Below are 19,042 nucleotides of genomic sequence, written 5' to 3'. Positions count from 1 at the left end.
CTTCGGCGCATCAGGGGTGATGTTCCGGCCTCGGACCGCCTCGGTGCCGGGTCCGGCGCCACCCAGCCGAACGGGACGCAGAACCTCAGGAACCCGCCCGGCGTCGTCAGGATCTGGTTCGCAGTGGCCTCGTCCCGACAGTGCGACGTCGCATCGGAACGCCGACCCCGGGGCGGCGGAGGCTCATCCACCAGCCGGTGCAGAACCCTTGCCCTCACCGCATCCAGTGCCCGTCGGTGCTCCAGCCCAGAAGACGCCGGGCTCGTCCGGCGTCCGCCGTTCCGTCCCCGCCGAAGGTGCCGCCCTCTGCGACGAACGCCAGGCCCGCCAGAGAGGGGGCGAGCCGGGTTGCGACGTGGGCCGGGTGGCGGGCCGCTTCCTCCCCCAGACCTGCGACGACGCGCCGCTGCTCCTGCGGCGGGCACAGGGACAGGTGGAACACCATCTGACGCCATGCGTAGGCGGCGTCCTTGATCGTGCCCAACGGCCGCGGGTTGTGCTCCACACGTGCGGTCAGCCGGCACACGGTCACGAAGCAGCGGCGTGCCAGGTCTGCCCACCCCGGCCGTGGGGCGATGCCCACCCGGTTCACCAGCGTGGCCAGGTTGTGCGTGGTGAGGATCTGCGCCTGTTCGATCACCGCCCCGTTCGCCGCGACCGACCAGGTCCCCGAGGACGGCCCGGCTCGCTCGGCGCACATCCGCGCGAAACCGGGGGAGGTGCGGGCGCCGTACGCCCGGGTCAGGGCCTCGCCGGTCTCGGCGATCGCCAGATTGCGGATCGCCGAATAGTCGATGCCGTAGTAGCGCTCGTACAGCGTGCCGTCGAGCAGTTCGCCCGCGACCCGCGCGGCCTTGAGGAACTTCGGGCTGAACGTACCCATGAAGATGTCGGCAGCCAGCTCCTCCACGAACGGGACCCCCAGGTCGCACTGGCGCTCAAGAACACCGAACTCGCGAACCAGCGGGTTGGGCATGAGTGTGCCCGGGAAAGCCTGCACAGCCAGCTCACCGAGCTGCCGCAGCACGGAAAGCGCACCCTCACCGTCCGACGTACCAGGTCCCGCCGACCGCTGCCCCGAAACCGCCTGCACCCAAGGCAGTTCCTCGACACGCACCTGCCGCTCCAGATCGAGCAGGAGCAACGAGCGGCGGTTACGGAACGCCCGGTAGTTCGCGGCCATCACACCTCGCAGCGTTTCGTCGCCGTACGCGTGTGCGGTGGTGGCGGCGACCAACTGCGGCACCAGCTCGGCCATGACCTCGGCGGACGGGATGACGCCCCGCTCCACGAGAGTGCCGAGCGGGGCGCTCAGCGCGGATTCGACCACCCCGCTGATCGCTGCCGGTACGACGGCTCCCGCCGGCAGGCCGGTCTCGCGGCTCTCCTCCTCGCTCACCGGGCCCAGGAGCGGGGCTACGTCGGTGATGCCCGCCTCCATAGGGAGTACGGCGAGCCGTCGCAGCATCAGCTGGGCCAGGGCGTGATGGGAAGGCAGCGCCGCCTGCTCGGCCTGGCACCGGCGCAAGGCCGTGTGTGCGGCCGAGCCGGGCAGGCCGCGCCGCCGCACCATGGACTGCACCGCGTGCCGCACCAGACCGAGCCGACGTGCCTCCAGCGGCCGTCCGGCGACGACCTCCTCCAGCGCACCGCGCAGGATGCCCAGGTTCTCCTTGGGATTTCGGTGTCCGGTACACAAGGTGTGTTTCCCCGCGAGCAGCCGGTATCGCTCGAGGAGGACCTCACCCCGCACCAGCCAGTCGGCGTCCGGGGCAAGCTTGAGGACTCGGCCGTCCTGCCCGGTCCGCAGCCAGTGGACGAGCAGCTCGTCGCTGAACGGCTGCCACACGGCGAGCGCCTCGCGCTGGGTCTCGACGGCCGCGTTGGGCCGCCGCCGTACCAAGGTGTCGACAGCGTCGGAGACCGTGTGCCGATGGATGGTCGCGCCGGCGTCCGGTGTGAACCCGTCGGCGGGGCGGGGCAGGAATCGCAGCCGGTCGGCGAGGGGTTCCAGCTCCGCCACGAGGTCGAGCGCTGCTCTGTTCTGGCCATGGCGCACCAGCCAGGCCATGGTGAGCAGCGCGGCCTCCTCGGGCACGCCGATCTCGTAGCGGCCGTTGTCCAACCGGGCCCACAACCAGGCGAGTCCGGGCTCGGTGAGGCAGTGGGCGAAGAGCGCACGCCGCTCGGCGGGCACCCCGAAACTCCGCGCGGCTTGGGTCTCGTGAGGCCGGAGCGGGCCGCCCGCGCTCGCGGTCCCGGTGGCGAAGCCGCCCCGCATCACCTCAGGAGTGACCCACGACGGGAGTCCGGCCACGGGCGTGCGCGAGCCGACCGAGAGCCGGCCTGCGGCCATGGCTGCCAGAACCTCCCGCCACCGCTGTCCACGCACCTCGGCGCGACCCCGGGTACCGGCATCTTCATGGGTCAACGCGGTCACGAAGGCCTTGGCCAGCTGGCCCTCCGGATAGGACAGGGCCGCGAGAGGCTGCTGCTCAGCGTTGTCGTTCATAAGCCGACGTGGCAGGTTCCGCCCCTGCACCCTCCGGGTCCAGAGCCCGGTGCTCTACTGCTGAGCTACACGCCGATAACGGTGAACGTTAGACGTCGGCGTGATCATCCCACAACCGGCTTTTCTCGGGTGCGCGAGCCGATGGTGCTGGCCGGCTTCGTCCCCATGGTGCGCACGGCCCTGAACCCGCTCGTACGACGGCTCGGCCATCGACGGCCCCGCCTACCTCGACATCGTCAGCCTCGCCCACCGGGCGCCCGGCTGGCTCGACAGTCTGATCACCGACTGGTCGTCCTACGGACTGGCGGTGTTCGCAGTGCTGATGTTCCTCGCCTGGTGGCAGACCCGCCGCGCGGAGGCCCCGGCAGCGGTCACCGCACTGGCCGTCCCACTGGTCACCTTCCGCGCCTTCGGCGTCGACTCCCTTCTGAAACCCGCACGACGTGCTGATCGGATCCGTCGTCGGTGCCCTCGTCGCGCTCCTTGCCACCAGGACCGTGCGGCGCAAGAAGAGCTCGCTCGCCACCCGGCTGAAGGAAGGCCCACTGCTGACCGCGGCACCGCCGGACAGCGTCTGAGCACTGCCGCCGCACTCGCGCCCTGTCCCGGCATCGGCCGGGCGCTCCCGGTCCGCTCGCCCGCCGGTGCCGGATATTCCTCGTTGCCGACAAGTCCGATGGCCGGGAGAGCTGTTGGCTGTCTGGGGTAAAAGATCGAACCGGCCCTCTCCGCAGAACAAGGTCCGGCATAGTTGTCCCCCGACGTCGTTGCGCAGATGTACGGAGTGGACTGTGACACGGAAAACCAGTGGAATCGGACGCAGCCTGGCAGTCGGTGGGGCGGCCCTCGCGTTGGCGTCGTCCATGAGTTCCCCGGCTTCGGCGGGCGCCCAGGCAGCGAACAGGGTCTGCGCCAAGGTCTATGTGCAGGGTTCTGGTTGGACGGCCGAACAGTGCGCCGACGCCGGACAGTCGGTGTCGGTCGGCGCGGCCGGAGGCGGGCGCGCGATCGAGGCCGTTCAGATGGCGGTCGCCGGGAGCAGTCTCTGTGCCAGGGGCTATCGGCAGGGCTCCGGGTGGGGGGCCGAGAAGTGCGCCTCGTCCGGCACCCGCATCACGCTCGGCTCCGCCGGCGCGGGGTTGCGCCTGGAGGCGGTGACCTTCGGTGTGCAGACCGGGACGATGTGCGGCAACTCCTATGTTCAGAGCGTGGGTTGGAACCCGGTTTGGTACTGCGGAGTGAACGGGGAGACCAACGCGATCGGGACCACAGGGCAGAGCAAGCGAATGGAGGCCGTGTCCTTCATGATCTGTCGGTCGGTCGAAAACTGCTGAACGGTTTCCCACCGCGGCCCATGCGTGATGGCGGACGCGGTGAGAGCCTCCTGCACAGCTAGCGGTCCAGGTCAGGTCCTGCGCCCTGGGCCGCAGCCGGTGTCGCCGAAGAGGCAGCGATCGAGCTGCCGGGCGGTCGATGCCGGGCTGCTTCATGTCATCTCACGTTGGAGGAGGGCGCGGAATCCGCGCGCGGGTCGCCCCGTGAGGCGCTGGACGGTGTCGGTGATGCGGTCCTCCGCCCCCTCGGCGATGGCACGGTCCATGCCGGCCAGCATCGAGGCGAACTCCAGCGGCACTTGCTCCTCGAGGCGGTCGCGCATCTGCTCGTAGGAAAGCCGGTGGTGTTCCACGGGTAGGCCGGTGACCTGGGTGATGATGGTGGCCACGTCGTCGTAGCTGAGCGTCTCCGGCCCAGTGAGGACAAGATCGGTGTTGGGCGCGTGTTCGTCGGTCAGAGCACGGGCGGCGACGGCCGCGATGTCCTCGGCGTCGACGAAGCCGACCCGGCCGCTCCCGGCCGCCGTCCAGATGGCGCCTTCTTCGCGGACGCTCATGGCGTGCGCGTGTGCGCCCGTGAAGTTCTGCATGAACCACGAGGGCCGCAGCACCGCCCAGTGTTCGAACAGATCCGGCAGGGCCCGGTGCACTGTCCCCACCGCCGGGCCGCCCTCGGGGATGGCGGAGGAGCTGAGGAGCACCGCACGGTGCACCCCCGCGGTGTGGGCTTGCCGGAGGAACGGCAACATGACCGCCGCAGGGTCGGCGTCACCCACGGGTGGTATCAGGTAGACCCGGTCGGCTCCGCCGAGGGCCGCGGAGTGTGTGGCGGGTTCGTACCAGTCGAATGCGACCGGCTCCGTACCGGGGATGTTGACGGCGCGACGGCTGGCGGCCCTGACGCGGTGGCCGCACGCTGACAGCTGTGCCGCAGTGCGGCTGCCCGTGGTGCCGGTGGCGCCGATGACCAAGGTGGTGCCGGTGGTCGTCATCGGCTGCTCCTGGCGAAATCGGTGCCGGGCTCGAGGACGGCGAGGGGGTTCCAGTAGTCGCGGTACGAGGTGATGCGCCCGTCCCGGACCGCTACGACCGCGATGTAGGTCATGTCGAAGGGGCGGCCGGACTCCACCAGGCGGCCGACGCCACGCATCTCGATCACGATGGTCCCGGGTTCGGTGGTCTGGTGGATCCGCAGTTCCGGGAAGTCATGTAGGTCGATGTGATCCGGGTAAGGGTGCATGTACGCGGCTATGGCCTCCCTGCCCTCCAGACGCTTAGGCCGGCCGTCAGGGGCGAAGGGGAACTCCATGACACCGTCCTCGGCCCACAGAGCGACCCACGCGGGAATGTCCTTGGCCAGCAACAGGCGCAGGCTGTGGCGGTAGAGGTCCGCGGGAGAAATCGGTGCAGACATGGGTACCCTCCGTCTCATACAATGTGGACCCTTGGTCCGCTTCAACGATACGGACCGTGGGTCCGTTTTGCAATGGAGGTGCGGCATGCCCGAGCGCAAACCCCGGAAGGACGCCGCCCGCAACCGGCAGTCCGTCCTCGCGGCCGCCGACGCTCTCTTCGCCCGTTGCGAGAGCCCGGAAGGCGTCACCTCTGCCGCCATCGCAGCGGAGGCCGGTGTAGGCAAAGGCACGCTCTTCCGGGCGTTCGGTGACCGCCCCGGACTGCTGCGCGCGCTGTACGAAGCGCGGTTGGAGCCACTCAGGGAGGCAGTCGAGACCGGACCTCCGCCCTTGGGCCCGACGACCGCGCCCCGTCGGCGCGTACCTGCCCTGCTCGACACCCTCCTCTGCTTCAAACTCGACAACCGCAGCCTCATGCTGGCCCTGGAGGAAAGCGGGAACAGCAGCCCGTACCAGGCAGATCATTACGAGCGTTGGCACGGTCTCCTGGACACGCTGCTGGGCCAGATCCCCGGCCTGACCGACAGCGACTTCACCGCTCACGCCCTGCTCGCTGCCATCCGGGCCGATCTTGTCGAGCAGCTGGCCGGGCATGAGCGCGTGCCGCGCGAAAGGATGCGGGCGCAGTTGGCGAACTTCACCGCAAGTGTCCTGGACTCCGGCCCCGTGCGGGCCCCGGCGAACGAGGTCTGACCGGGAGCCGGGGGGACGGCAGCCGATTGTTGCGCGCTGAGCCGGCAGGCTTCAGCGAGACTCCGCCTCCTGAGCGGCGAGGACTTGGGGCCGGCCGGTACGTCGCCCACGACGGGTCATGAGGGAGGCGGGGCCATGGATCGCCGTGGTGGGAACAGGGGAACAGGGAAGGAAGAAGCCGACCGGCCGCGTAACGGTGGCATGCACGGATGCCGTGGTGAACCCGGCCCGAAATGGTCGGCGGGTACGACGACCCGCCGAGCCGAAAGGAGCAGCTCCTCCATGGCACCATCCGTTCCGCACGGGAGCCAATGGTTCCGTACGTTCCATCCGCGCCCAGAGGCCCGGACGACCCTGGTGTGCCTGCCTTATGCCGGAGGGGCCGCGCAGGCCTTCTTCTCGCTGTCGGCACGCCTGCCCGCCGAGATCGAGGTCATCGTCGCGCAGTACCCGGGGCGTCAGGACCGGTTGCGCGAGCCCTGCCTCGAAACAGTCCCGGAGATCGCCCGGGGCGCCTTCACCGAGCTCGGAGCACGGGTCGCGGGCCGCCCCTTCGCGCTCTTCGGGCACAGCATGGGCGGCGCCGTCGCCTTCGAACTGGCCCGGCTCCTCGAACGCGAGGGCCCCGCCGCGCCGAGCGCCCTGTTCGCCTCGGGCCGCCGCGCCCCGTCGATCTCGGGTGACCGGGGCGTACGTCTTCTCGACGACGACGGCATCGTCGAGGTGATCCGGGAGCTCGACGGCACCGACAGCCGCGTCCTCGACGATCCCGAGCTCCTGCGGCTGGTGATGCCGGCGATCCGCGCCGACTACGGTGCGGCGGAGACCTACCACACCGGAGCCGACGCCCTGGTGGGAGTCCCGGTCGTGGCCCTCGCGGGGGACCGGGACCCCCATGTCCGGCTCGACGAGGTGTCCGCCTGGCGCGCGCACACCACCGGCACCTTCGACATGAAGGTCTTCCCCGGGGGCCACTTCTTCCTGACCGACCACGAGGCGGAGATCGCCGGGCTCGTCACCGACACCCTGCATGCCGACGTCGGCTCCGGGCCCGTGGCGGGCTGAGCCGGAGCCGACGCGGGAAGGGAGCGGAGGCCCGGCCGGGCGCGGCCGTCCCGAGCGTTCGCTCCGCCGTGCGGCCCGTCGCCGTCGGCCAGGAGCTACACCGGACGTCCCCGGCCGGCCCTGCCGAATGCGGCGGGACGGCGTTGACGGCGATCATCCGGAGCCGTTTCACGACCCTCCGGAGCCGTTTCACGACCCTCCGGCAACCGGCTTCGCCACCCGCGCCATGCCCGAGACCCGAGGAACGGCACACCGGGAAGAACGGCTGTGCCGGAGACAGAGGTCCGCCGGATGCCCGGAGCGGAGGAGCAGACCGATGGCAAGGGCCGCGAAGTTCCGTCGCTGGCCGTGTCTCCGGAGGTCGACGTGGCAGTCAGAGGGTCTGGGCCGCGTCGGTGAGTGCTTCGTCGAGGATGGCGACACCACGGGTGATCTCGTCGTCGCTCGCGGTCAGCGGGGGTGCGATGCGGAAGGTGCCTCCCATGCCCGGCAGTTGGACGATGTTCATATGCAGGCCCAGGTCGAAGCACCGCTGTGTGACGGCGGCGCCGAGCCGGTCCGCGCCGCCCTCGCCCAGAACTCCGTCCCCGACCAGCTCCACGCCCAGCAGCAGCCCGCGGCCGCGGACGTCCCCGACGACCTCGTGCCGGGCGGCGAGCCGGTCGAGGTGGCCGCGGAGCACCGTACCGAGCAGCCGCGAACGCTCGTCGAGCCTGTCGCGGACCAGGATGTCGAGGACGGTGTTGCCCACGGCGGCCGGCAGCGGGTCGTTGACGTGGGTCGTGAAGAACAGGAATCCGCGGTCGTGCGCTCGCTGTTCGATCTCCGGGCTGGTCAGCACGGCAGCCAGCGGCAGCCCCGCGCCGAGGGTCTTGGACAGTACGAGGATGTCCGGGACGACCCCCTCGTGCTGGAAGGCGTACCAGTCCCCGGTGCGGCACAGCCCGGTCTGGGCCTCGTCGAGGATGAGCAGCATGCCGCGCTCGCTGCACTTCTCGGCCAGGGCGGTGAGGTAGCCCGGCGGGAGTTCGATGACGCCGCCCGAGCTGAGGATGGGTTCCACCAGACAGGCGGCCAGGCTGCCGACGGACTGGGCGTCGATCATGTCGAAGCCCAGATCGAGCTGGCGGCGCCAGTCCAGCCGGCCCGCGCCGTCGACGAGATCGGGGTGGTGGCGATCCGGCACCGGCAGGGCGAAGTTGCCCGGCGCGGCCGGGCCGTAGCCCTTTCGGCCCGCGCTGTACGTCGCGCTCGCAGCGGCCTGGGTCATGCCGTGCCAGGACCGGGCGAAGGAGACGATCTCGTGGCGCCCGGTGACCAGCTTCGCCATCCGTACCGCGGCCTCGTTCGCCTCCGCCCCGGTGGTCAGGAGGAGCGCCTTTTCCAGCGAATCGGGCAGGGTGCCGGCGAGCCGTCGCGTGAGTTCGACGACCGGGGGGCTGAGCATGCCGCTGTGGAGGTGGTCGAGGAGCGCGATCTGCTCACGCACCGTCGAGACGATCGCCGGGTGGGAGTGTCCGAGGATCGCGCTCATCTGACCGGATGTGAAGTCCAGCAGTTCGCGGCCGCTCTCGGTGAACAGCGATGTGCCCGTGGCGCGGACGACGACCTCGGGTGAGAATGCCGCCCGGCCGGAATAGCGGATGAGGTGTCGCTCGGGATCTGTGCGAGGGGTCTCGGTAGCCATGAGGACGACGGTAGGGACGTGCCATCGTCCATGTCCATCACACGAAATCGACCATGCTGTACGGAAGAACCGTACAATCGCACCGTGCTCAACTCGGGACGGCTGCGACTGCTCGCTCTGCTGGACACCCTCGGTACCGTCCGCGCGGTCGCCGACACCCTGCACCTGAGCCCGTCCACCGTGTCCCAGCAACTGGCCGTGCTGGAGACCGAGACCCGGTGCCGGCTGATGGAGCGTGCGGGGCGGCGCGTACGGCTGACCCCGGCGGGGCTGTTGCTGGCCCGCCGGGGACGGGAGATCCTCGACAAGATGGCCGAGGCCGAGGCCGAACTGCGGGCCCTGAACGGCGAACCCATCGGCATCGTCCGGCTCGGGGCGTTCCAGAGCGCCATCTTCACCCTCGCCGTTCCCGCGGCGGAACGCCTGGCCGTCACCCACCCGCACCTCCACCTCGAACTGACCGAGCTGGAGCCGCACGAGAGCGGTTCCGCCCTCCGCTCCGGGGAGGCGGACGCCATCGTCACCACCACCGACTACACGGGGCTCTCGTGGGGCGCGGACCTCGATGTCGTACCGCTGGGCAGTGACCCGGTCGTGCTGGTGCTGCCGCGTGGCCACCCCCTCGCCTCGCGTACCTCGGTGAACCTCACGGCCTGCGCGGAGGAGACCTGGGCGTGCGACCGGCCGCAGTCGTACATGGCGGACCTCACCCTGCGACTGTGCCGTGAGTCGGGCTTCGAACCCCGTGTGGCATGCCGGTTCAGTAATTACCTCATGCTGCTGCGGCACGTGGGTTCGACCGGATCGATCGCCCTGCTGCCCGCCCTGGCTGTCACGCCTGACCACGCCGTCGTCACCCGGCCGCTCGACCCGCCGGTGAACCGCAACGTGGCCGCTGTCCTGCGGCGCAGCACTCCACGGCGCGCCGCGGTGAACGCGGTCATCGCGGCGCTCCGCGAGCGTGCGCAGGCCCCCATCCTGGCCGAGCCCCGCGAAGACGCGTCGGAGCCCTGAGGGCGGGGGCGAGGCGTCCCGACGGTCTCAGGCGGTCAGTGAGGCCGGAAGAGGGGTGCAGGCCGGGCCCGGGTGTCATCGGTTCGCCGAGATTCGGAACTGAGTTCGACCGAGAAGGGTCCGTAACTCGGCCGGCGGGAGCTTGGGCTGCTGGTCCGCCACGAAGAGGCCGCGAACCCCCTGGCCAAGGCGGTCGAAGCGGCATGCTTCCGGCACCCAGATGGCGAAATAGTTCTCAACTTCCCATGCAAGTTATTTGTGTTTAATATTATTAAATCGGGCATACGGTTACACAAGGAATGCGTCCGCTTTGCGGGAACAGGTAGCCCGGGGTGGGGGCCTAGGCGCCAGTCGCCTCCGTGCGCCAGTGCGCATCAGGAGGAGGGTCCATGGATTCTTGGCTGATCTGGCTGATCACGGCAGGTGTCCTGGGTCTCGTGGAGATCTTCACTTTGACCGCCGCATTGGGAATCCTCGGGGTCGCGGCACTTGTCACCGCCGGGAGTGCGGCGCTCGGGCTGCCGCTCCCCCTGCAGTTCGTGTTGTTCACCGCCGTAGCGACCGGCAGCCTGTTGTTCGTGCGCCCCCTCGTGGTGCGTCACGTGCTGGCCCCTCCGGCCGAGCGCTTCGGCGTCGAGGCCTTGGTGGGTCAGGCCGCCCGCACCGTCTCGGAGGTGACGGCCCTTGACGGCAGGGTGCGCATCGGGGGCGAGGAGTGGTCGGCCCGCTCCTTCGACGAGACGCAGACCATCCCGCCCGGCACAACCGTCGACGTCATGGAGATCAATGGCGCCACCGCGTTCGTCTACCCCCGGGAGTGAGCCATGGACGTCTCGGCGCTGCTCGTAGCAGGTCTGGTCGTCGCTTTGATCGCCGTCTTCACGGTGGTGCGTGCGGTTCGAATCGTGCCACAGGCACGCGCTCGCAACGTCGAGCGCCTGGGCCGCTACCGCCGCACGCTGAAGCCCGGCCTCAACCTCGTCATCCCCTACATCGACCGGGTCTATCCGCTGATCGACCTGCGAGAACAGGTCGTCTCGTTCAAGCCGCAGCCGGTGATCACCGAGGACAACCTGGTCGTCGAGATCGACACCGTCCTCTACTTTCAGGTCACCGATCCACGTGCCGCCGCCTACGAGATCGATGACTTCCTGCACGGCGTCGAGCAACTCACCGTAACCACCCTGCGCAACGTGGTGGGCTCCATGGACCTGGAAAGGACGCTCACCTCGCGCGACACCATCAACAACCAGCTCCGCGGCGTTTTGGACGAAGCCACCGGGAAGTGGGGACTGAGGGTCAACCGGGTCGAGATCAAAGCCATCGACCCCCCGCAGTCCATCAAGGACGCGATGGAGAAACAGATGCGTGCCGAGCGGGACAAGCGGGCCGCCATCCTGGGGGCCGAAGGGCAACGCCAGTCGCAGATCCTCACCGCGGAAGGCGACAAGCAGTCCGCCGTTCTGCGCGCAGAGGGCAATCGCACCGCCGAGATCCTCAAAGCCGAGGGCGAGGCCCGCGCCGTCGACGAAGTCTTCCAGGCCGTGCACCGCAACGACCCGGACCCCAAGCTGCTCGCCTACCAGTACATGCAGATGCTGCCTCAGCTCTCGCAGGGGCCGGGCAGTACCTTCTGGGTCATCCCCAGCGAGGTCACCTCGGCACTCGAAGGCGTGTCCCGGGCCTTCAGCGAGAAGCTGCCCCGGTCGCCGGCAACCCGCGACAAGTCCTCTGAGAACAGGGCTGCGGAAGCCGCCGACGACGCGGCACAGGCCGCCGAGGCCGCCGCGGAGGCTCTCGCCGACGCAGCCGAGGCCGACGCGGCCCACAACGCTCTCCCGTTCGGCTCACCGACCGACGGCAGTGGAGAGCCCGGCGATCGGCGAAATCGGTAGAGCCCACCGGCCCGATGCACGCTCCTGCCCAGGCTGCCTGCCCCGTTTCCGGGAAGCGGATGGTCCCATCAACTCCCGGGTGATGGCCGCGACCACGCGCGGCGCCCGCGGTGTGGTGCCCACGGGGACGTCGGGCCGCCGCCGCCCTTGACGATGGAACTACCTCGCCCTGTCCGAGCGTTCCGGCTCTGGGCGACGGTGTGGGTGCGCGGCGCGTACCCGCACTCTGCACGCCACCCGTCGGGTCCGGGCCCGTGGTGAGCCGGAGCCGACGCAGAGAGGCAGTGGAGGCCGGGCAGGGCGGGGCCGTCCCGCGCGTGCGCCCGCCGCGCGGCCTGTGGGCGTCAGGTGCCTGAGGCCCACAGCCCGATCGCAGCGGTCGGGCAGTGCGCGGCGGCTTCCCGGACCGCCTCCAGCATGCCGCCCGGAGGTTCGGGAAGCAGGACGACGGCCCGGCCGTCCTCTGTACGTTGGTCGAACACCTCACCTGCGGTGAGGGCGCACATCCCGGATGCGATGCAGCGTTCGGCGTCGACCCCGACCCTCATGGTTCACCCGTCCCATGTGACCGGAAGGCTCTTCACCCCGTGGATGTCGGACAGCTCCGTGCGCAGCACGATGTCCTCGGCCGGGACGGCGAGCCGCAGCGAGGGGAAGCGGTTCACGAGCGCGGGGAAGGCGACGCGCATCTCGACTCGTGCCAACTGCTGGCCCAGGCACTGATGGATGCCGTGGCCGAAGGCCACGTGCCCGCCGGCCCGCCGTCCGAAGTCCAGGACATGCGGGTCGGTGAACCGCTCGGGGTCACGGTTCGCAGTGTTGTAGGACAGGATGAGCGACGAACCGGCCCTGACGGTGTGTCCGCCGAGCCGCACGTCCTCCAGGGCCGTCCGCATGAAGGTCTTGCCGACGCTGAGGTAGCGCAGCAGTTCCTCCACGGCCCTGTCGGTGAGTCCGGGGTCGGCGCGCAGCGCGGCGAGCTGCTCCGGATGGCGCAGCAGCGCGAATGTCCCGAGCGCAAGCATGTTCGCCGTGGTGTCGAGGCCGGCGGCGAGCAGGACGAGCGCCATTCCCTGTAGTTCCTCGTCGGTGAGGTCGCTGTCGACGAGCTCGCTGAGCACGTCGTCGGTGGGGTGTGCACGCTTCGCGGCCACCAGCTCGCCGAGCCGGTGCCGCGTCGTCGTGTACGCGGCGACCGCGTCCTCCTCCTGGGCCTCCGCATCCATGAAGGACTCGAACTGCGCCTGGAAGGAAGCCCGGGCGGAGAGCGGCACGCCCAGCAGTTCACAGATCGTCATGGCCGGGACCGGCTGGGCGAACGCGCTCACGAGATCCGTGGGAGGGCCCGACTCCGCCATGGCGTCCAGGTGTTCGAAGGTGATCTGCTCGACACGCTCGGTGAGCAGCCGCATCCGGCGCACAGTGAACTTGCCCATCAGCTGCTTGCGGTAACGGCTGTGCAGCGGGTCGTCCATGAGGAGGAACTCGCCCGGCGGCACCGGCGGCAGCTCGAGACCGCAGTAGTCGACGGTCGGATGGCGCATGAACTCCCGCCGCGAACTGAACCGCGGGTCCGCCAGCACCGACTTGATCAGGTCGTACCCCGTGACCAACCAGCCGAGGTGCCCGCCGGGGAAGGTGTAGCGGCTGAGCGGACCGTGTCGCCTGGCTTCGAGCAGCTCCGCGGGAGGGTCGAAGGGGCAGCCGGGCCGCCGTGCCGCGGGCAGTGTGGAGACGGTGTGCAACGGGTCACCCATGACCCTTCCTCATCTCGCGAGAGAACGAACTCGACAGAGCCCGGAACAATGCGGATCCGGGAAACTGCTCCCACGGGGGATTCCTCCTCCCTTGTGCGGGCCTCCGAGAATCCCTCCGCAACTCCGGGACCTCAATGTCGCACGAATGGCTACCGAGGCGGTAGGTGAAAGGAAATTCCGTGCCGTAACTGCGGAACTCGCTGATACCCGAAAAGGCCGGGCCCCCGTGACGATGGCGAGAGCTCTGTGGAGTTCGCGGCCGCCCGGCCACCCCGACGAGTAGGCGGTTCCCTGCATGCTTCTGAACAGTTTTGACGAGTGGTCGCGACTGCGTGAGGTCGTGGTCGGCTCCGCGGAGAACTACGTCTCGCACGAGCGGGAACTCTCGTTCGACCTCTTCTTCCACGACAACCTCGCCCAGGACAACCCCGGCCTGTCCGAGTGGTACTACCCTCGTCTGTCCGCCCGGAGCGAGGGGACCGACCGGCAGCGACTGCCGGTGGCCCGGCGCTACGTCGACGAACTGAACGAGGACCTCGAAGGCCTCGCGGGCACCCTGCGCGACCTCGGCGTCACCGTCCACCGCCCCCGCACGCTGCCCGCCGAGACCCCCGAGGTCACCACCCCGGCCTGGTCCGCTTCCGTCGTACCGCCGCTCAACATCCGCGACAACACGCTCGTCCTCGGTGACGAGATCATCGAGACACCCCCGATGATCCGCTCCCGCTACTTCGAGACCCAGATGCTGAAACCGCTGTTCCAGGAGTACTTCCGGCGCGGCTGCCGCTGGACCACGATGCCCCGCCCTCTGATGACGGACGCCTCGTTCGACCTGTCCTACGTACAGACCGCGACCGTCGGAGGACCGACCGAGCCGATCACGGAACCCCGCCCCTCGCCCTGGGACGTCGGCCCGGAGATGATGTTCGACGCGGCCCAGTGCCTCCGGCTCGGCCGGGACATCGTCGCCAACGTATCGACGGAGAACCACGAACTCGCCGTCACCTGGCTGGAGCGCCACCTCGAGGGACGCTTCCGCGTCCACCGGGTCCACCGGCTGAGCGACAGCCACATCGACAGCATGGTGCTGGCACTGCGTCCCGGTCTGCTGCTCGTCCGATCCGAGGCGGTCGCCGACGCCCTACCGCCCGCCCTGCGCCGCTGGGACCGGATCGTCGCCCCCACCCCCACACGCAACGGCTTCCCGCAGTACGACGACGACGCGCTCATCCTGACCAGCCCCTTCATCGACCTGAACGTGCTCTCCGTCGATCCGGAGACCGTGCTGGTCAACGAGGCGAGCCCGGAGCTGGTCCAGGTCCTGGAGAGTGCGAAGTTCACCGTCGTGCCGGTACGGCACCGGCACCGACGCCTCTTCGGCGGAGGGTTCCACTGCTTCACCCTCGACACCGTGCGGGACGGCGGGGCCGAGGACTACCTCGACTGACCCGGCCGCCGTACTCCCCGGCATTCCCGCCTTTTCCGGTTCGGGGAGAGGCGGTGATCCGAGACAGAGGGACGTATACGGCCCCCGGGGACACGTAACGGCGGCGTTCGCCGATGGTGCCGCACCCGCCGAATGAAAGCGTGGGACGCTCGCGATGCGTACTGCTCGCACATGTCCCGAATCCTTTCCGGGGAAATTGTGTGCGGGTCCTCTGTTCGCTCGTGTTCACTCTCCGCCTTTCGCTTTCCGTACGGAGATCTCGGCAGTCCCGGGTGACCGGGAATCCGGGAGATCCAGCACATCTAGGGAGTCGCACTCATGAGGGCAGCGGACGGCCTGGACTCGGCTCTCGCCATCGTCGGTGTCTCGTGCCGCTTCGCCGGCGCGGAGAACCCGGACGAGTTGTGGCGACTGCTCGCCTCGGGCGGGAGCGCCGTCGGAGAGGTGCCGCCCGGCCGCTGGGCGGGGCCCGACGCAGCGCTCACCCCTCGTACCGGCGCCTACCTGGAGCACGTCGACCAGTTCGATGCCGCGTTCTTCGGGATCTCTCCGCGCGAGGCTCCCTTCGTCGACCCCCAGCAGCGCCTCGCCCTCGAACTCGGCTGGGAGGCGCTGGAGGACGCCCGGATCACACCGGACCGGGTCCGCGAAACCCGGTTCGGCACCTTCGTCGGAGTCACCGGCGACGACTACGCCCAACTGCTCTCCCCGCACGTCGGGATGCTCGCCACCCAGCACGCGCTGACCGGAGTGCAGCGCGGCGTACTCGCCAACCGACTCGCCGGCTTCCTCGGTGCCCGGGGCCCGAGCATCACCGTTGACTCCGCACAGTCCTCCTCCCTGGTGGCCCTCCACCTCGCGGTCGCGAGCCTGCGCGCAGGTGAGTCCGACACCGCCCTGGTCTGCGGTGTCAACCTCCACCTGCTCCCGCAGAGCGTGCTGCTCGCCGCCCGCCTGGGTGCGCTGTCCTCGCTCGGCCGCTGCCACACCTTCGACGAGCGAGCCGACGGCTACGTGCCGGGCGAGGGTGGCGGTGCCGTCGTCGTCAAGCGCCTCGACAGCGCACTCGCCGACGGTGACCGCATCCTGTGCCTGGTCCGCGGCAGCGCGACCAACAACGACCACGCCGGTGCGACCCTGACGGCACCGACCGTCGAGGCCCAGTCCGACGTGCTCACCTCCGCCTACCGGGACGCCGGCATCGGACCCGAGGCCGTGGGCTACGTCGAACTGCACGGCACCGGCACGCCCACCGGGGACCCCGTCGAGGCCGCCGCACTGGGCCAGGCACTCGGCCGCCACCGCCCGGCGGGAAGCCCCCTCGCCGTCGGTTCGGTGAAGACCAACATCGGCCACCTCAGCGGCGCTTCCGGAATCGCCGGCCTCATCAAGGTCGTCCTCGCCCTCAAACACCGCCAGCTGCCCGCCAGCCTCAACTTCGAGAACCCCAACCCCCGCATCGCGCTGGACGAACTGAACCTGTGCGTGCAGCGGGAGCTCGGGCCGTGGCCGGACGGTCCCGCGGAAGCCTGTGAAGAGGGTGGCGAACGCGTCGCCGGCGTCAGTTCGTTCGGCATGGGGGGCACCAACTGCCATGTGGTCCTGTCCGGGTGGGAAGAGCGTCCTGCGCCGCCCACGGGGCCGTCGGCGCCGTCCGCCGAGGTGCCGTGGCTGCTGTCCGGACGAGGGCACGCCGCCCTGCGCGACGCCGCGTCCCGGCTGCTGAACAGCACTGCTGTCGACGTCACCGAGGCGTCGGCGGCCGAGGTCGCATGGTCCCTCGCGACATCGCGCAAGGGCTTCGGGCGGCGGGCGGCCGTCGTGGCACCCTCGCACGAGGAGCTGCTGACCGGCGTTCGCGCGCTCGCCGACGGATCCCCCGCTCCCGGCGTCGTGCTGTCCGGTCCGGAGACGCCGGGCAGGACGGGAGTGGTCTTCTCGGGCAGGGCCCCGAAGCCCGGAGCCGCCGCCGGCCTTATGGCCTTTCCTCTGTTCGCCCAGGGACTTGCGGAGGTCTGCGACGCCTTCGACGAGGTGGCCGCCGAGGTCGCCGGCACGCTCGGCCTGCCGACGGAGACGAAGGCGCGGTACGGACTGGAGGACGGGACGTTCGGCGCGGCACTGCGTCGGGACATGACCGAGGGGACCGAAGGCTCGGTGTGCGGGGGTCGGGCGGAGGCCGGTGCCTTCGCGTTCGGTGTGGCCTCGTGGCGGCTGCTGACCTCGTGGGGGCTCCGGCCGTCGGCCGTGGTGGGCCACGCGCTCGGCGAGTTGGCTGCCGCCCATGTGTCCGGTGTGTGGTCGTTGAGGGACGCGGCACGCGCCGTGCTGGCGCGCGGTTGGCTGAGCGAGCTCCCGTCGTCCGCCCGGGCGGACGCCCACCTGAGGGTGCTGTCCTCCATCGAACCCGGCGTCCCGAGGCTGACCGTGGCGTCGACGGTTCCGGAGGGGGCGGTGGAATCCGCCCGTTTCAGGGATCCGGCGCACTGGGTGCGACAGGCGCAGGAGTCGGTCCCGCTCGACGCCGCCCTGGCGCTCCTGCGGAACAGTGACGTGCCGACCTTCGTGGAGATCGGTCCGGAGGCGGCTCTGGCCGCCCTGGCCGCGGAGTCGGACGTGGAGGGACTCCTCTCCGTCGTTCCGCTGGCCGGAGAAGTCGAGGGCTGCGTGTCGCTCAGGTCGCTGGCGCGGCTGTGGGTGGCCGGCGCCGACGTCGACTGGGCTCCCGTGCTGGGCGGTGCCCGACGTGTCGACCTGCCGACCTACCCCTTCCAACGCCGGCGCTTCTGGCTCGACGTCGGACCTGTGCCGGCCGCCGCGCAGGCGCCGCCCGCCGTTCAGGCATCCGATGCCGGGCCGGCACCAGCCTCCCCGCAGTCGCCCGGCGCGGCCCCCGACAGCGCCGGCACGGCCACGGAGAGCCCCGGCCGTGAGGAGTTCGCCCGCCTGGCCGCGCTCACCGGCGTCAAGCGCGTGTCGGCTCTGCGCGCCTTCGTGTGCGAGCGGGCGGCCGTGGTCATGCGGCAAACGAGTCCGGTCGACCCGGCGCTCACGTTCAAGGACCTCGGGTTCGACTCCGTCATGATCGAGGAACTCGGCAAGGCCCTCACGGCCCACACGGGACTGCCCGTCAAGGGGAGCACCGTGTTCGACCACCCCACGCCCCGGACCCTGGCCGCGCACATCGACGCCTCACTCGGCAGCGCCGGCCCGCGCACCGGTCCGCAGAACGGATCCTGCGAGCCGGCCGCCCCCCGCACACCCGCAACCGGCCTGGCCACACGTGCACAGGCGCCGGACGGGGCCGGCGACGCACCGGACCCGTCGGGTTCCGCCACGCCCGTCGGTCGGGTGGGAGGCGAGGCGACCGGCCCAGCACCCGAGTCGGACCGGCGCCCGCCGCACACCGGCGACGAACCCGTGGCCGTCGTCGGCATGGCCTGCCGCTACCCCGGTGCAGTCGCCTCCGCCGACGACCTCTGGCATCTGGTCGCCGAGGGCGCGCACGCCTCCACGACCTGGCCTGCGGACCGCGGCTGGGCACCGCGCGGCACGGGCCCGGACGACTCCGCCCCCGGCGGCGGGTTCCTCGACGGAGCCGCGGACTTCGACGCGGAGTTCTTCGGCATCTCACCCCGTGAGGCGCTGACGATGGACCCGCAGCAGCGGTTGCTCCTGGAGACCTCCTGGGAAGCCCTTGAGCATGCCGGAATGGATCCGGACAGCCTGTCCCGCTCGACCACCGGCGTCTACATCGGCGCGACCTCGCACGACTACGGCCCCCGCGCCCACCAAGCGCCCGACCATCTCGCCGGCCAGATCCTCACCGGCACCACCCCCAGTGTCCTGTCGGGTCGGGTGGCCTACACGTTCGGTTTCGAGGGTCCGGCGGTGACGGTCGACACGGCGTGCTCGTCGTCGTTGGTGGCGGTCCATCTCGCGGGCAGGGCGTTGCGCTCGGGCGAGTGCGATCTGGCCCTGGCCGGAGGTGTGGCCGTCATGGCGACGGACGGCATGTTCCGCGAGTTCGGCCGTCAGGGCGGCCTGGCGTCCGACGGCCGGTGCAAGGCCTTCTCCGCGGAGGCCGACGGCACGGCGTGGTCAGAGGGAGTCGGCGTACTGGTCCTGGAGCGGTTGTCTGACGCGCGTCGTCGTGGGCACCGGGTGCTCGCGGTGGTGCGGGGTAGTGCGGTCAATCAGGATGGTGCGTCCAACGGTCTGTC

The 19,042-nt window shown here is 70.3% G+C and carries 15 protein-coding genes and 1 tRNA gene; 9 read left to right on the top strand and 7 right to left on the bottom strand.

Going from position 1 to position 19,042, the window contains the following annotated elements:
* Positions 1-214 precede the first annotated feature (214 nt).
* Positions 215-2,512, bottom strand: a complete 2,298-nt coding sequence (locus tag AB0I83_RS13440) for a hypothetical protein (protein ID WP_363304658.1) — start codon at positions 2,510-2,512, stop codon at positions 215-217.
* Between the two features lie 3 nt (positions 2,513-2,515).
* Positions 2,516-2,587: transfer RNA gene (locus tag AB0I83_RS13435), tRNA-Gln, on the bottom strand.
* 368 nt (positions 2,588-2,955) lie between these two features.
* Between AB0I83_RS13435 and AB0I83_RS13430 the strand changes: the two genes are divergently transcribed.
* On the top strand, positions 2,956-3,090 hold the full coding sequence (locus tag AB0I83_RS13430; protein ID WP_363304657.1) for a hypothetical protein: 135 nt from the start codon (positions 2,956-2,958) through the stop codon (positions 3,088-3,090).
* 285 nt (positions 3,091-3,375) lie between these two features.
* A complete protein-coding gene (locus AB0I83_RS13425) occupies positions 3,376-3,846 on the top strand; it encodes a hypothetical protein (RefSeq protein ID WP_356537321.1) in 471 nt (156 codons plus the stop codon).
* 152 nt (positions 3,847-3,998) lie between these two features.
* Here the strand turns inward: AB0I83_RS13425 and AB0I83_RS13420 are convergent, their stop codons facing one another.
* Positions 3,999-4,838 carry an NmrA family NAD(P)-binding protein gene (locus AB0I83_RS13420; protein WP_363304656.1) on the bottom strand — a complete coding sequence of 280 codons (840 nt, stop codon included), beginning with the start codon at positions 4,836-4,838 and terminating at the stop codon, positions 3,999-4,001.
* Positions 4,835-5,260: a nuclear transport factor 2 family protein gene (locus AB0I83_RS13415; RefSeq protein ID WP_363304655.1), complete on the bottom strand. Its 426-nt coding sequence runs from the start codon at positions 5,258-5,260 to the stop codon at positions 4,835-4,837. The genes AB0I83_RS13420 and AB0I83_RS13415 overlap by 4 nt, the downstream gene beginning before the upstream one ends.
* A gap of 85 nt (positions 5,261-5,345) precedes the next feature.
* On the opposite strand from AB0I83_RS13415, the gene AB0I83_RS13410 reads away from it, so the two are divergent.
* Both AB0I83_RS13410 and AB0I83_RS13405 read left to right on the top strand, forming a co-directional pair.
* Positions 5,346-5,954 carry a TetR/AcrR family transcriptional regulator gene (locus AB0I83_RS13410; RefSeq protein WP_363304654.1) on the top strand — a complete coding sequence of 203 codons (609 nt, stop codon included), beginning with the start codon at positions 5,346-5,348 and terminating at the stop codon, positions 5,952-5,954.
* 282 nt (positions 5,955-6,236) lie between these two features.
* Entirely contained in the window at positions 6,237-7,019 is a 783-nt protein-coding gene (locus tag AB0I83_RS13405) for an alpha/beta fold hydrolase (RefSeq protein ID WP_363304653.1), read from the top strand.
* A 373-nt stretch (positions 7,020-7,392) separates the two neighbouring features.
* Here the strand turns inward: AB0I83_RS13405 and AB0I83_RS13400 are convergent, their stop codons facing one another.
* The gene (locus AB0I83_RS13400) at positions 7,393-8,706 is read right to left on the bottom strand and encodes an aspartate aminotransferase family protein (protein WP_363304652.1); all 1,314 of its coding nucleotides are present in this window, start codon (positions 8,704-8,706) and stop codon (positions 7,393-7,395) included.
* An 84-nt stretch (positions 8,707-8,790) separates the two neighbouring features.
* Between AB0I83_RS13400 and AB0I83_RS13395 the strand changes: the two genes are divergently transcribed.
* The 3 genes from AB0I83_RS13395 to AB0I83_RS13385 all read left to right on the top strand — a co-directional run bounded on the left by AB0I83_RS13395 (position 8,791) and on the right by AB0I83_RS13385 (position 11,615).
* Positions 8,791-9,720 carry a LysR family transcriptional regulator gene (locus AB0I83_RS13395; RefSeq protein WP_363304651.1) on the top strand — a complete coding sequence of 310 codons (930 nt, stop codon included), beginning with the start codon at positions 8,791-8,793 and terminating at the stop codon, positions 9,718-9,720.
* Between the two features lie 389 nt (positions 9,721-10,109).
* Positions 10,110-10,541, top strand: a complete 432-nt coding sequence (locus tag AB0I83_RS13390) for an NfeD family protein (RefSeq protein WP_363304650.1) — start codon at positions 10,110-10,112, stop codon at positions 10,539-10,541.
* 3 nt (positions 10,542-10,544) lie between these two features.
* A complete protein-coding gene (locus AB0I83_RS13385; RefSeq protein ID WP_363304649.1) occupies positions 10,545-11,615 on the top strand; it encodes an SPFH domain-containing protein in 1,071 nt (356 codons plus the stop codon).
* Positions 11,616-11,959: 344 nt separating this feature from the next.
* Here the strand turns inward: AB0I83_RS13385 and AB0I83_RS13380 are convergent, their stop codons facing one another.
* Positions 11,960-12,163, bottom strand: coding sequence for a ferredoxin (locus AB0I83_RS13380; RefSeq protein WP_356843990.1), 204 nt, complete (start codon positions 12,161-12,163; stop codon positions 11,960-11,962).
* A gap of 3 nt (positions 12,164-12,166) precedes the next feature.
* Positions 12,167-13,372: a cytochrome P450 gene (locus tag AB0I83_RS13375; protein ID WP_363304648.1), complete on the bottom strand. Its 1,206-nt coding sequence runs from the start codon at positions 13,370-13,372 to the stop codon at positions 12,167-12,169.
* Positions 13,373-13,667: 295 nt separating this feature from the next.
* Between AB0I83_RS13375 and AB0I83_RS13370 the strand changes: the two genes are divergently transcribed.
* Entirely contained in the window at positions 13,668-14,819 is a 1,152-nt protein-coding gene (locus AB0I83_RS13370; RefSeq protein WP_363304647.1) for a glycine amidinotransferase, read from the top strand.
* Positions 14,820-15,137: 318 nt separating this feature from the next.
* The coding region (locus AB0I83_RS13365) for a beta-ketoacyl synthase N-terminal-like domain-containing protein (protein WP_363304646.1) at positions 15,138-19,042 on the top strand (3,905 nt) is incomplete at its 3' end.

Source organism: Streptomyces sp. NPDC049970 (assembly GCF_040660235.1).
Taxonomy (GTDB): Bacteria; Actinomycetota; Actinomycetes; order Streptomycetales; family Streptomycetaceae; genus Streptomyces.
This window is presented reverse-complemented; position numbering and strand designations above follow the sequence as displayed.